Annotated in this window: 9 protein-coding genes; 6 read left to right on the forward strand and 3 right to left on the reverse strand. The window is 70.3% G+C overall.

Going from position 1 to position 13,540, the window contains the following annotated elements; translation table 11 throughout:
- The first annotated feature begins 26 nt into the window (after window positions 1-26).
- From BKA15_RS33775 to BKA15_RS33800, 6 genes are all read left to right on the forward strand, one after another.
- Window positions 27-1,445, forward strand: coding sequence for a magnesium chelatase ATPase subunit I (locus BKA15_RS33775; RefSeq protein ID WP_179757993.1), 1,419 nt, complete (start codon window positions 27-29; stop codon window positions 1,443-1,445).
- Window positions 1,442-3,409 carry a vWA domain-containing protein gene (locus BKA15_RS33780; RefSeq protein ID WP_179757994.1) on the forward strand — a complete coding sequence of 656 codons (1,968 nt, stop codon included), beginning with the start codon at window positions 1,442-1,444 and terminating at the stop codon, window positions 3,407-3,409. The genes BKA15_RS33775 and BKA15_RS33780 overlap by 4 nt, the downstream gene beginning before the upstream one ends.
- A 9-nt stretch (window positions 3,410-3,418) precedes the next feature.
- A complete protein-coding gene (locus BKA15_RS33785) occupies window positions 3,419-5,320 on the forward strand; it encodes a hypothetical protein (RefSeq protein WP_179757995.1) in 1,902 nt (633 codons plus the stop codon).
- A gap of 218 nt (window positions 5,321-5,538) precedes the next feature.
- Entirely contained in the window at window positions 5,539-7,380 is a 1,842-nt protein-coding gene (locus BKA15_RS37135; RefSeq protein WP_179757996.1) for an ABC transporter ATP-binding protein, read from the forward strand.
- The gene (locus BKA15_RS33795) at window positions 7,373-9,187 is read left to right on the forward strand and encodes an ABC transporter ATP-binding protein (RefSeq protein ID WP_179757997.1); all 1,815 of its coding nucleotides are present in this window, start codon (window positions 7,373-7,375) and stop codon (window positions 9,185-9,187) included. The genes BKA15_RS37135 and BKA15_RS33795 overlap by 8 nt, the downstream gene beginning before the upstream one ends.
- A gap of 99 nt (window positions 9,188-9,286) precedes the next feature.
- Window positions 9,287-10,255, forward strand: a complete 969-nt coding sequence (locus BKA15_RS33800) for a hypothetical protein (RefSeq protein ID WP_179757998.1) — start codon at window positions 9,287-9,289, stop codon at window positions 10,253-10,255.
- A gap of 17 nt (window positions 10,256-10,272) precedes the next feature.
- On the opposite strand, the gene BKA15_RS33805 is transcribed toward BKA15_RS33800, so the two are convergent.
- From BKA15_RS33805 to BKA15_RS37140, 3 genes are all read right to left on the reverse strand, one after another.
- Entirely contained in the window at window positions 10,273-10,683 is a 411-nt protein-coding gene (locus BKA15_RS33805; protein WP_312879638.1) for a VOC family protein, read from the reverse strand.
- 89 nt (window positions 10,684-10,772) lie between these two features.
- Window positions 10,773-11,645: a glucose-1-phosphate thymidylyltransferase RfbA gene (gene rfbA, locus BKA15_RS33810; RefSeq protein ID WP_179757999.1), complete on the reverse strand. Its 873-nt coding sequence runs from the start codon at window positions 11,643-11,645 to the stop codon at window positions 10,773-10,775.
- Window positions 11,646-11,684: 39 nt separating this feature from the next.
- A complete protein-coding gene (locus BKA15_RS37140) occupies window positions 11,685-13,523 on the reverse strand; it encodes a glycosyltransferase family 61 protein (RefSeq protein WP_179758000.1) in 1,839 nt (612 codons plus the stop codon).
- Between the last annotated feature and the right edge of the window lie 17 nt (window positions 13,524-13,540).

A 13,540-nucleotide genomic window follows, 5' to 3' on the forward strand; every position in this document is an offset into this window, starting at 1 on the left:
TGCCGGGCAGTCGTAGGGTCGAATCCATGAGCCTGAATGATCATGCCCGGCCGACCAACCTCGGCGAGCTCCGGGCTTCCGGCTATCAGTCCCGAACGGTCAAGGAGGAACTTCGGGCCAACCTGCTGCGCCGGCTCCGGTCCGGCGAGGAGGCGTTCCCGGGCATCGTCGGCTTCGGCGACACCGTGTTGCCCGACCTGGAGACGGCCCTGTTGGCCGGCCACGACCTGGTCCTGCTCGGCGAGCGGGGCCAGGGCAAGACCCGGCTGATGCGGACCGTTGCCGGCCTGCTGGACGAGTGGGTCCCGGTGATCGCCGGGTGCGAGATCAATGACGATCCGCTGGCTCCGGTGTGCGTACGGTGCCGCAGTCTGGCCGCCGAACGAGGCGACGACCTGCCGGTCGGCTGGCGGCACCGGGACGAACGGTACGCCGAGAAGCTGGCCACCCCCGACACCTCGGTCGGCGACCTGATCGGCGACGTCGACCCGGTGAAGGTCGCCGAGGGCCGCACCCTGGGCGATCCGGAGACCGTGCACTACGGCCTGGTGCCGCGCGGCAACCGGGGCATCTTCGGCCTCAACGAGCTGCCCGACCTGGCCGAGCGGATCCAGGTGGCGCTGTTCAACGTGCTGGAGGAGCGGGACATCCAGGTGCGCGGCTACTCGCTGCGGCTGCCGCTGGACCTGTTCCTGATCGCGACCGCGAACCCGGAGGACTACACCAACCGCGGCCGGATCATCACGCCGCTGAAGGACCGGTTCGGTGCCGAGATCCGTACCCACTATCTGACCGAGGTGTCCGACGAGATCGGCCTGCTGCGGCAGGAGGCCCGGCTGGTCGCCGACGTCGGTGATCATCTGCTGGAGGTGATCGCCCGGTTCACCGCGAACCTGCGCGAGTCCTCCTCGATCGACCAACGGTCGGGCGTATCGGCCCGGTTCGCCATCGCGGCAGCGGAATCGGTGGCCGCGGCGGCCCTGCGACGGTCGGCCCGGCTCGGCGAGGATCCGGCCGTGGCCCGGGTCGGTGATCTTGGTCCGGTGCTGCCGACGCTGCTGGGCAAGATCGAATTCGAGCTGGGGGAGGAGGGTCGGGAGCGGGCGCTCCTTGATCATCTGCTGCGGCTCGCGGTGGCGGTGACGTTCCGGGAACGGCTGGCCGGTGAGGACCTGACCGGCTTCACCTCGGTGTTCGCCGAGGGCGGGCTGGTCGAGACCGGCGACGGCACCACGGCCGAGGGTCTGCTCGGTCAGGTCGGCCCGGTGCCCGGGCTGGCCCGGGTGCTGGACCGGCTCGGCTACCACGACGGCGCCAGCCGCAGCCAGGCCGCCGACGCCGTCGAGTTCGTGCTCGAGGGCCTGCACCTGACCCGGCGGATCGACAAGGACACCATCGACGGCCGGACCGTCTACGGCTCCGCCGACCGGGAGAATCCGGAATGAGCCGCTTCCGGTACGGGCCGTGGCGCGGTGGGCCCGATCCGCTCGCGCCGCCGTTCGACGTCCGCGCGGCGATGGACCGGATCGGCGAGGACGTGCTGGCGTCGTCCAGCATCGAGGAGGCGCTGCGGGACCTGCTCCGGCAGGGGCTGGACGGGCAGGGCGGCCTGGACCGGCTGTCCGAACGGCTGCGCCGGCTCCGGGAACTGGCCCGCCGGCGCGGCGATCTCGGCGGCACCCTCGATCAGGTACGGGCAGCGCTGGACCAGGCGCTCGCCACCGAGCGGGACGCGCTGGCCAGGTCGGACAGCCCGGACGCGCGGCTGGCCGAGATGGAACTCGCCACGCTGCCCGACAACGCGGCCGGCGCGATCCGGGCCCTGGCCGACTACCAGTGGACCTCGCCGGAGGCCAAGGAGATCTTCGACTCGATCGCCCGGCAGTTGCGGCGCGAGGTGCTGGACGCCCAGTTCGCCGGGCTGAAGCAGGCGATGGAATCGCCCGACCCGGCGGCGATGGCAGCCGTGAAGGACATGCTGGCCGACCTGAACGCGCTGCTCGCCGCGCACGCCCGGTCCGAGGACACCACCGAGCAGTTCCGCGAGTTCATGGCCAAGCACGGCCAGTTCTTCCCGGAGAACCCGCAGAACGTCGAAGAGTTGATCGACGCGCTGGCCCGGCGCCAGGCCGCGGCGCAACGGATGCTGAATTCGCTCAGCCCGGAGCAGCGTGATCAACTCGGTCAGTTGATCAACCAGGCGCTGGCCGACGCGGACCTGGCCTCGGAGATGGCCCAGCTGTCCGACAACCTGCGCGCCTTGCGGCCGGGGTTGGATCGTGAGTCGCGGGTCGGCATGCGGCCGGGCGGTGAATCGCTCGGGTATTCCGAGGCGGTGCAGGCCGTCGCCGAGCTGGCCGAGCTGGAGGATCTCGGCGCCCAGCTGTCCCAGTCCTATCCCGGCGCGACGTTGGACGACATTGACGTCGACGCGCTGGAACGGCACCTGGGCCGAGACGCCGTGACCGATCTCGAGGCGCTTCGTGATCTTGAACGGGAACTTGAGCGGCAGGGCTTCCTGCGCCGCGATACGGACGGTTTGCGGCTGACGCCGCGGGCGGTGCGGCGGATGGGGCAGACGGCGCTGCGCCGGGTGTTCCAGCAGCTGGCGGCGTCCGGGCTCGGTGATCATGATGATCACCGGACCGGTTCGGCCGACGAGCTGGTCGGCTCGACCCGGCCCTGGGTGTTCGGCGACGAGCTGCCGATCGACGTACCGCGGACGGTCGGGAACGCGTACCGCCGGACCTCTTCGGTGGAACGGATCCCGGGCCGGGCGCTGCGGCTGGACGTGGCCGACTTCGAGGTGGCGGAGACCGAGCGTCGCACCGCGGCGGCGGTCGCGCTGTGTGTCGACCTGTCGTTCTCGATGCTGCAGGACGGGCGCTGGGCGCCGATGAAGCAGACCGCGCTGGCGCTGACCCAGCTGATCGAGACCCGGTTCCGGCAGGACGCGCTGCAGGTGATCGGCTTCAACCGGCTCGCCCGCCAATTGTCCGGCGTCGAGCTGGCCGAGATCGAACCGGAGTGGATCCAGGGCACCAACCTGCAGCATGCCCTGATGCTCGCCGGCCGGCACGTGCGGCGGCACCCGGAAGCCGAGCCGGTGGTGCTGGTGATCACCGACGGCGAGCCGACCGCCCACCTGACCGGCGGCGGCGACGCCGTCTTCCATTACCCGACCACCGCGCAGACCGTCCGCGCGACCGTCGCGGAGGTCGATGAGCTGGCCCGCTACGGCGCGGTGATCAACACGTTCATGCTCGGCGACGATCCCGGCCTGGCCCGCTTCGTCGACGCCATCGCCCGCCGTTGCGGCGGGCGGGTGTTCACGCCCGACACGGATCGACTCGGAGAGTATGTCGTGGCCGACTACCTGCGGTCGCGGCGCGGCGGCTCCGGCCGGTAGGTTCGCGGTATGGCCAGTGCCAGTGCCCTCCCCACCACCGACGACGAGTTTCAGAGCTTCCGCGAGGAGGTCTGTCTCGCCTTCGGCCACGAGATCCTTGCGGAGGGCTCGGACGCGACAGCTCAGCTGGGGCTGCTGCTGGACTGGAAGTGGTCCTACGGTGACCGGCGACTGGACCGGTTGACCCGGGACGAGCTCGAGGAGTTCCTGCTCGAGTGGTGCCCGTCCAAGCTGTCGGCAGCCGGGGCCGGGGTCGCCGAGCTCCCGTACAACATCGCCGCGGGCGTCGACTTCCTTGCCGAGGAAGGGATCCTGCGGTCGGGCGATTCGCGGGCCCGGCTCGCCGACCACGCCCGGCGGCTGGCCGCGGCGTTCGTCGAGGAGATGGACAACCCGGCGAACTTCGGCATGGCCAAGAGCATCTTCGCGAGCATGGGCGTGAGCGATCCGACCCAGCTGGATCCGGAGGAACTGCAACGCCTCATCGACCAGTTCAACCAGCTGCCGCAAGATCAACGCGTCGCGATCACCGGCGGGGAACGGCCGGGCTTCGATCGCCAGCCGGTCGTGATCGGACCGGTCGTCGAGCCGAGCGACGAGGCGGTGCGGGCCAGCGCCGAGAAGGCTCCGGTGCTGCAGGGATTCCGGGCGTTCGCCGACTACCTGGGGCCGGACGGGAAGACGCTCACCAAGACCGGAGCCCTGAAGCTCGCCGACGCCCGGGAGCTGGTGGAACGCCTCGGCACCGGCGATCAGCTCGAGATGACGTACGGCGACCAGACGTACCGCAAGCGTTCGGCGCGTGATCTACCGGAACTTGATCACTGGCACTGGTGGGCCATGGAGACCGGGGCGATCCGGGAGGTGCGGGGACGGTTGGTTCCGGTCAAGGCCTGGCATAAACGGGTCCGCGACGATCCGTCCGCCGAGGCGAGGAAGGCCGCCGAGGTGCTGCTGTCGTATGGGCCCGCGGGTTCGTACCTGACTCGGAGCCTCACCGCGCACCCGGACCTGGTGGACGCGGCGATACCGATGCTGCTCAGCCCGTTGCTGACCGGGCCCGGTCCGCTCGATTTCGCCGAGCTCGTCGCGCAATTCCGCGAGCTGGCGGCGTCGCAGGGCGAACTGGACGACCCCATGTTCGACTCCTGGTCCGTGTCCCGCGCTCTCCAAATGGTGGAACGTGCGGGGATGATCGAGCAGTCCGAGGTGGTCACCGAACGAACCAAGTTCGACACCGAAATTGTCGTCAGCGCCAAGATCACGATCACCCCGCTCGGCGTCGTCGCGCTGATCGACGAGCTGCGGCGCCAGGGGATCGAGGTCGAGACGGCGTCCGACCTGGGATCCTCGACGTTCGACACCCTCGTGGCGATGATCAACAAGGAGGCCAAGCAGCCGGCGGACTGGTGGACCCTGGTGGACGCCTGGCTCGGCGCCCTTCCGGATCGAGCCCTGGACTCCGCCGAGGTCGCCGACGCGCTGGCCGCAGTGCCGACCGCGATCATGATGCTGGACACGACGGTGCCGGAGCACCTGCGGCCGCCGTACCTGACCGTGCTGCGCCGGATCGCCGACCGTGGAACACCCCAGGATCCGTCCGCAGCCGCGGCACTCACGGTCCTGGTGCAGCTCGATCCCGCCGAGGCCGGCCGGATGACCGTCGACCTGCGTGATCAACTTCTGGTGACCATGATCGCCGTCACCGGGGCCGAGGCGATGAAGGGCTTGATCAACGCGGGAGCGAATCGGGCCTACGAGTTGATCAAGGTCGCCGCCCGCTTCCCCTGCCCCTCCTCGGAGTCGATGTTGGCCCTGGTCGGGGAGCGGCACCCGGACAAGGGGGTTGCCAAGGCCGCCCGCAAGGAGCTGTTCCGGCTACGCAGCAAGCTCGCCGCTGCGCGATCGTAGGCTCCGCCTCAATCCTGGACACCGCGTCTGGTGCCCTCGATGTTCCACAGTGCTCGCTGGTCGAGTAGGAATAATCCGGTGCGCCGTCCCTGGGGTCCGGCCTAGGCTGGCAGCGCTGACGTCTTTGACGTCCGCCGGGCCGCCGCGCAGAAGTTGTCCCCGCCGCCTGCTCCTCTCGAGCAGCTGCGGCCACTGGTTCCTGCTCGAGGAGAATCCCGGTGTCCACCGTCACCACTCCCTTTCCGGTCGCCCTGCGCCTGTTGGTCGGCTACGTCGCAAGCACCGACCGGCTGCGGTTCGCCGGCTTCGTCGTGCTGGTCGTCGTCGAAGGACTGCTCGGCCCGGTCACCATCGCGGCCAGCGGCCTGGCCGTGGCGCGGGCGGCACCGGCCTTCGGCGCCGGGCTCGACTCCGCGGCGGCGGCCGCCCTCGCGGCCGCGGTCGGTCTGGCCGGGCTGGCGTTCGCGGCCGGCCAGTTGATCACGCCGCTCCGGGACGCGGTCGCGACGTCGCTCGGCTCGCGGGTGGCGCAGCGGATGCGGGAGCAGCTGCTCAGCGCGACCGTCGGACCGCCGGGCCTGGCGCACCTCGAGGATCCGGAGACGGCGGAGGAGATCCGGCGGGCGGGTGAGTACGAGTGGGCCGATCTGGCACCGCTGACCACGATCGTCCAGCAGCTCGGGGCCGCGCTGAAGACCGTGATCAGCGCCGCCGGGGCGGGCGTGCTGCTGGCCGGGTTCGCCTGGTGGGCGCCGCTGTTGTTGATCTTGGCCGCGGTCGGCACGCACGTCTGGATGGCGGGCAACGAGCACGAGATCGTCGAGCAGCACGAGGCGCATGCCGGTCAGCAACGCCGGGCGGACTACTTCCGTGATCTTGCCTTGGACCCGCCCGCGGCCAAGGAGGTCCGATTGTTCGGACTGGCCGGCTGGCTGGCCGGGCGGGCCCGCCGCCACCGCACCGCGTACCTCCGGCACGTCTGGCAGGCCCGGCGGGCCAACCTGCGGCCGGTTCTGCTCACGCTCGGCACCATCGCCGTCGCCAACGGAGCCGTACTGGCGGCCCTCGGCGCCACGGCCGTCTCCGGCGGGCTCGGTGCGGCCGAGCTGACGGTGTACGTCCAGGCGCTGATCGCCCTGCAGTCGTTGGGCCATCCGCTGCTGGCGACCTGGTGGGTCCGGCAGGGCGCGGCGGCGCTGCCGCATCTGGTAGGGCTCGCCGAACGGACCCACCGGTTGAGCGTCCGGCCCCGGGGTTCGGCACCGGCGATCGGGATGCCGCGCCGCGAGCTTCGGCTCAGCGGTGTCCGCTTCGGCTATCCCGGACACGATCGTCCGGTGCTCGACGGCGTGGAGCTGGCGATCCCGGCCGGCAGTTCGCTGGCGATCGTCGGCCGCAACGGTGAGGGCAAGACGACGCTGTTGAAGCTGCTGGCCAGGTTCTACGACCCCGACGAGGGTGCCGTACGGATCGACGGCACCGATCTCCGTGATCTTGATCTGGCAAGTTGGCGGGCGCAGCTCGCGGTGATCTTCCAGGACTTCATCCGGTACGAACTCACCGCGCACCAGAACGTCGGCTTCGGCCGGGTCGAGACGGCCGGTGATCCCGAGGCGGTCCGCCGGGCGGCGGAGCGAGCGGGCGCTCTGGAGTTGATCAAGGACCTGCCGGACGGCTGGCAGACCGTCCTGTCCCGGCACTACCGCGGCGGCGTCGACCTGTCCGGCGGCCAGTGGCAGCGGATCGCGCTGGCCCGGGCGTTGCGGGCGGCCGACGCCGGGGCCCGGCTGCTGGTGCTGGACGAGCCGACCGCGGCACTCGACGTCCGGGCCGAGGCGGCGTTGTTCGAGCGGTTCCTGGAACTCACCGCAGGCACGACGACGGTGCTGGTCACCCACCGGCTGTCCAGCGTCCGGCACGTCGACCGGATCGCCGTCCTCGACCGTGGCCGGATCGCCCAGCACGGAACCCACGCAGAACTGATGGCGACGGACGGGCTCTACCGCCGGATGTATCGCCTGCAAGCCCGCCGGTTCGACGAAGGAGTCCACGATGCCTGATCAAGAACTGCCCGGGGCGGTACGCACACTGGCCTTCACGTTCCGGATCGCGGCCCGCTCCCATCCCGGCCTCACCGTCGGCACGCTGTTGCTGGTGCCGGCCGCTTGGGCCGCGGGCAGTCTGCAGGCGCTCTGGCTGAAGCAGCTCGTCGACGGGGTGGTCGGCGGCGTGGCCGGCGCCGTCGTCCTCGCGATCGGCCTGCTGGCGTTGACGAACGTGATCGGCTGGGCGACCGGCGCGATCGGCGCGCGGCTCAACCACACGTTCCAGGAGAAGGCAGGCCTGGTGCTCGAGCAGCGCCTGATCGAGACCTCGGCCGGCCTGACCGGCATCGAGCACCTGGAACGCCCGGACCAGCTGGACCGGCTGGACCCGCTGCGCAAGGAAGCCTGGATCGTGCACTGGACGTTCGAGGCGCTCGCCGAGCTGGTCGGCGCCGTCGCCCAGACCACGCTGACCCTGGTCCTGCTCGCCTCGGTCCATCCGGCGCTCCTGCTGCTGCCGCTGTTCGGACTGCCGGCCGTTCTCGTCGCCAGGACCGCCGCCCGGGACGAGCAGGCCGCGCAGGAACGGACCGGTGAGGAGCGTCGCCGGCAACGGCATCTGGTGAAGCTCGGTTCCGGGGCGGCACCGGGCAAGGAACTCCGGGTCTTCGGGCTCGGTCCCGCGCTGTTCGATCTCAGCCGGGCGGCGTGGCGGTCCGAGCACCGGGTCCGGATCCGGGTCGCCTGGGTCGCGGCCGGCCGGAAGGTGGCCGCGACCTTGATCATGGCGGCGGGGTTCGGCGGCACACTGCTGCTCGTCGGCGCCGGGGTCGCGACCGGACAGGCGAGCGTCGGTGATCTTGCCCTCGCGGTCGTCCTGGCGGCGGCCATGAGCGGCAACCTGGGCATGGTGGTGGGCATGACGCAGTGGCTGGTCGGCTGCCTCGCCGTCGGCAGCAGGTTCCTCTGGCTGCATGATCGCGCCGATCGCGAGCGGAGCCTGCCGGACCAGCCGCGGGTTGCCGTACCCGAACGGCTGACAGCGGGGATTTCCCTGCGAGGCTTGAGTTTCCGCTACCCTGGCACTGACCGGATGATCTTCGACGACCTGTCCGTGGAGTTGCCGGCGGGCCGGGTGACGGCCGTGGTCGGCGAGAACGGGGCGGGCAAGTCCACCTTGATCAAACTGCTCTGCGGAATGTACCGAGCCGAAGCCGGTGCGGTGCTGATCGACGGAGTTGATCTTGCCCGGCTCGACCTGGAGGCCTGGCGTCGACGCTGTACGGGAGCCTTCCAGGATCACGCCCCGTTCGAGCTGACGGTACGGGAAGCGGTGACGCTCGGCGATCTTGACCGGGCCTCAACCGACGACGCCACGGTGCACCGCGCCCTCGCCGCGGCCGGCGCCACCGGGCTGCTCCGTACCCTGCCGGACGGGCTCGACACCCAACTGGGCACCACCTGGCCGGGCGGTGTCGCGCTGTCCGGCGGGCAGTGGCAGCAGGTCGCCCTCGCCCGCGGCCTGATCCGCGAGCAACCGCTGCTCACCGTACTCGACGAGCCGACGGCCGCCCTCGACGCGCACACCGAGGACGCGCTGTTCACCCGCTACGCGGAGTCGGCCCGGGACCGCAGCCGCGCCGGCGGGATCACGCTGCTGGTATCGCACCGCTTCTCGACCGTACGGGCCGCCGACCACATCATCGTGCTCGACCGGGGCCGGGTGATCGAGCAAGGTGATCATGAAACCCTGCTCCGTCTGGGCGGGCACTACGCGGAGCTGTACCGGATCCAGGCGAACGCCTACAGAGGGTCCGAGTGACCAATATCACAGGATTCCCCACCAAGCCCGGAATCGCGCCGCACACTGAGCCCAGAGCGAACGCCTGAACGCTCTCTGACTCAGTAGAAAGGCACTCCCATGAGCGAAGAAGCACAGGGGCCGCTGTCCCGCCGAGGCCTGATGCTCGGCGCCGGTGCGGCCGCCGCCGTCCTCGGCTCCGCGCTGACCGGCGCCCAGCCCGCTGCCGCCGAACCCGGCGACGGCAAGACCGCCGCCGGCGACCCGAAGAATCCGTCCGTCCTCGCCTCCCCGGTCACCAGCTCCCTCGGGTCCGCCCCGCAACACGGCTTCACGTACAAGACGGTGAGCATGTTCGACTTCACCGCGGAGTTTGCGTCCGCCCAACGAGCCTGGGGCGGCTACGGGACCTACACCGCCAACGCGGCGTCGCCCCTGTGGGCCAGCGTCGAGATCCCGGCCGGCTCGCTCATCCGCGACATCGAGTGGTACGTGCGGAACAGCAGCGCGAACCCCGTCACCGCGCTGGGCCGGCTGTGGGTAGCCGGCTCAGGATCCCTGACCGCCACCGTGGCCGACGTCAGCATCGCCGTCTCGACCTCGATCACCCGGACCCGCGTCGTCGTCCCGGCCGCCAGCTATGGCCCATACCCGCTGAGCACCAGGCTCAATCTCGGGATCTCCACTCCGAGCGACGGGACGATCCAGATCAACGGCTGCCGAGTCGGCTTCAGCCAGGGTGGCGCACAACTCGGCCTGCTGCCGACCCCGATCCGGGTGTACGACTCCCGCTCCGGCGCCAAGTTCGCCGCGGGGGAGACCCGGACGATCACCCTGCCCAGCACGCTCATCCAGCCCGGCGTCGCCGGCATCAAGGCCAACGTGATCGCCACCGCCACCGAGGCCAGTGGCCACCTGAAGGTGTTCTCGGCGGCATCGGCCCTTCCGTCCTCCTCGTCGGTGAACTACGCGACCGCGGACACGATCGTCAACGAGCTGACCACGACGGTGTCGGCCGCGCGCCAGATCAAGGTGTACTCCTCCAAGAAGGCCCACGTCGTCATCGACGTGACCGCCACGATCAGCTGACCCGGGCCTCGGCCGGGCTACTGGACGAGCAGGCAGAACGGGTGCCCGGCCGGGTCGGCCAGGACGTAGAGCGGTTCGCCCTCGTCGGCGGTTCGATCATGGAGCAGCCGGGCCCCGAGCTCCTCCGCGCGGGCTCGATGCCGCTCGAGCTCCTCCCGCGACTCGACCCGGAAGTCCATGTGCATCTGGATCGGCACGCTCTCGGCCGGCCAGGTCGGCGGCTTGGTGTCCAGCTTCTCCTGGACGGTCACCACCCGCCGACCTTGATCATCGAGCAGCACCAGCCAGTCGGCCTCGTCCGGTTCGCCCGCGGGCGGTGGCTCCTCCCCGGCCCGGTAGCGAAGACCCAGCAGCTCCCGATAGAACTCGGCCAGGCCGCGGCAGTCGCGAGCGTCGAGAACGGTGTGCATGAGGACCGGAAAACCCACCTCTTTACCAACCTTCCTGTCGCAATGCCAGAGAAGCTTCTGTGGTAAAGCGACAGTTTTCACGTTACGTGAAAAACCGACAGGTCCGATCAGGTGCGGGACTGCTCCAGCAGGCCGAGCAGGTAGTCGCCGTAGCCTGACTTGGCGAGCTTGCCGGCTCGCTGTTCGAGCTCGGCGTCGGACAGGAAGCCCTGGCGCCAGGCGGCTTCCTCGGGCGCGCTCACCTTCAGGCCCTGCCGGGCCTCCAGGGTGCGGACGAAGTTGTTCGCGTCGTTGAGGGATTCGAAGGTGCCGGTGTCAAGCCAGGCCGCGCCGCGGGGGAGTACGGCCACCTGGAGCTTGCCGGCTTCCAGGTAGTGCCGGTTCACGTCGGTGATCTCGTACTCGCCGCGGGCCGACGGCTTCAGGTCGCGGGCGATCCGGACCACCTCGTTGTCGTAGAAGTAGAGGCCGGGCACGGCGTAGTTCGACTTCGGCTTGGCCGGCTTCTCCTCGAGTGAGATCGCCTTGCCGTCGGCGTCGAATTCGATCACGCCGTACGCCTGCGGATCGGCCACCCAGTAGGCGAACACGGCACCGCCGTCAAGATCACGGAACCGGCTCAGGCTGGTGCCGACGCCCGGCCCGTAGAAGATGTTGTCGCCGAGGACGAGGGCGACCCGGTCGTCGCCGATGAAGTCCGCGCCGATCACGAACGCCTGGGCCAGCCCGTTCGGCGTCTCCTGCTGCGCGTACGTGATCGAGATGCCGAACTGCGACCCGTCGCCGAGCAGCCGTTCGAAGCCCGGCGCGTCGTGCGGCGTCGTGATCACCAGGATGTCCCGGATACCGGCGAAGATCAGCGTCGACAGCGGGTAGTAGATCATCGGCTTGTCGTAGACGGGCACCAGCTGCTTGCTGATCCCCATCGTGACCGGGTGCAGGCGCGTTCCCGAACCCCCGGCCAGGATGATCCCGCGCATGGCTGATTCCTCTCGACGACGCTGGTGAAATCGCCGATCCTACAAGCCTTCGAGCAGCCTGCGCAGGTTATCGCCGTCCCTGGCCGTGTCGAACACGAAGTCGGAGTGGAACGCCTCCGCGTTGAACTCGCCGTTGTCCGGCGTCTGGACCAGGGCCGGGCACCAGTAGTGGTGGTAGCTGTCGCCCTTCACGGCGGAGATCAGGTACTCGTTCGAGGCGGTGTAGCGGTCCGAGCCGATGACGATCCGGACGCCGGGCCGGTCGCTGTAGATCATGCTGAACATGGCCGACCCGCCGTAACCGGCGACCACCTGGGCGGTGGCGAAGAGTGCCACCTGGTCGGGGATCGGCAGCAGTTCCGGCCGGATCACCTTGAAGCCGTTGTCGGTGAAGATCTGCTCGACCTCGTCGCCGTTGCGGCACTGCCGGGTGCCGTCGGGCGGCCGCGGTACGAAGATCCGGGGCACCCGGTCGACCGAGGCGTCCGGCCGGATCATGGCGCGCAACTGGTCCCAGATCCGGCTCAGGTCCGGGTCGACGTAACGCCGGTTGTGGAACTGCGGCGTGGCGCCGATCAAGGTCTCCACCCGGACCGGCTCGGAGAACGTGCAGATGTCCTCCGGCCCGATCCCGAGGGCGGCCAGCAGCGTTGTCTGGAAGGGTTTCAGCCCGTCCGCGCCGCGCGGCACGGAGATCAGCAGCCGGCAGTCCGGGAACCGTTCCTTGGCCAGCCGCCAGCCCCAGAGCCGGGACAGGTCCTCGGTGACGAAGTGCCCGAAGTGGCCGGGGAACTCCGAGTCCAGGTGGAAGTAGGTGCCGTCCAGGTTCTCGGTCGGCTGGAAGCTGTCCGAGAGCGCCGCGACCGTGTTGTTGATGTACGTGGTGCCGCGGGCATGCCGCTTGTTGGCCAGCGGATGGTGGAACGACCAGGGCAGGATCGCGCCGTCGACCATCGCCAGCTGGCGCGGCCCGCAGACCACGCCGTGGTGCAGCCGGAGCACCCGGTCCGGCACCGGCCAGCGCTCCGGCAGCCGGAACGCGTACTGCGGATCGTTCACCGAGAGCCGGTTCCGTGCCGCATAGGTGAAGCCGGGCCGCCGGGTCAGCTCGCCGCCCCACCGGTCGCCGAGCCGTGCGCTGAGGGCGGGCTGGACCTCCGCGTCGTACAGCTTGATCAGGTGCCGGCCGCGCTTGGTGATCATGATCGACCGGTCGGTGACGTCGGTGATCTCGAGATACTTGGCGAGCAGCGGCTCGGCGGCGATCAGCGCCGACAGGTCCCGGATCGTGGCCCGGCCGGCACCCTTCCGCGCGTTCGGCCGGTCCGTCTCGTCTTCGAGGCCGGTGATCAGATAGCTGCCGCCGTCCGCGAGATAGTACGGGAACCGGCGTAGCGCGTACTTCTTCACCCGGGTCCGGACCGTCGCGTCGATGATCGCGGGCACCGGCGCCAGGTCGCGCAGCAGGGCGGCGATCTCGGTCGCCTCGGTGACCGCCTCGACCCGGACGCGGTCCGGCAGCCCGGCCTGCGCGGAGACCAGCCGCAGCACCGGCCGCGGCCCCTTGCCGGTGATCAGCACCAGCAGGATCTCGGCGGCGGGGAACCGGTCCAGCGTGTCGGCCAGCTCGATCGGCGCGTCGGTCATGATCACGATCCGGGCCGGCTGCTCGGCCAGCAGCGGCCGGAGCTGCCGGGCCGGGACCCGGACCGGGCGGTGCCGGCGGACGAACGAGACCACGGACTCCGACATCGAGGCGGGTGCGGCGGCGAGCGCGCGGCGGGACTCCCCGGCGGCACGCAGCAGCCGACGACGCACCCGGCCGGGAAGTGCGCCCAGACGGATTCGACCTCGCGCGATCCGGCTTCGGCTGACCACGTGCCCCATCGTAGTGA

This window comes from Microlunatus parietis (genome assembly GCF_013407955.1).
GTDB lineage: Bacteria > Actinomycetota > Actinomycetes > Propionibacteriales > Propionibacteriaceae > Microlunatus > Microlunatus parietis.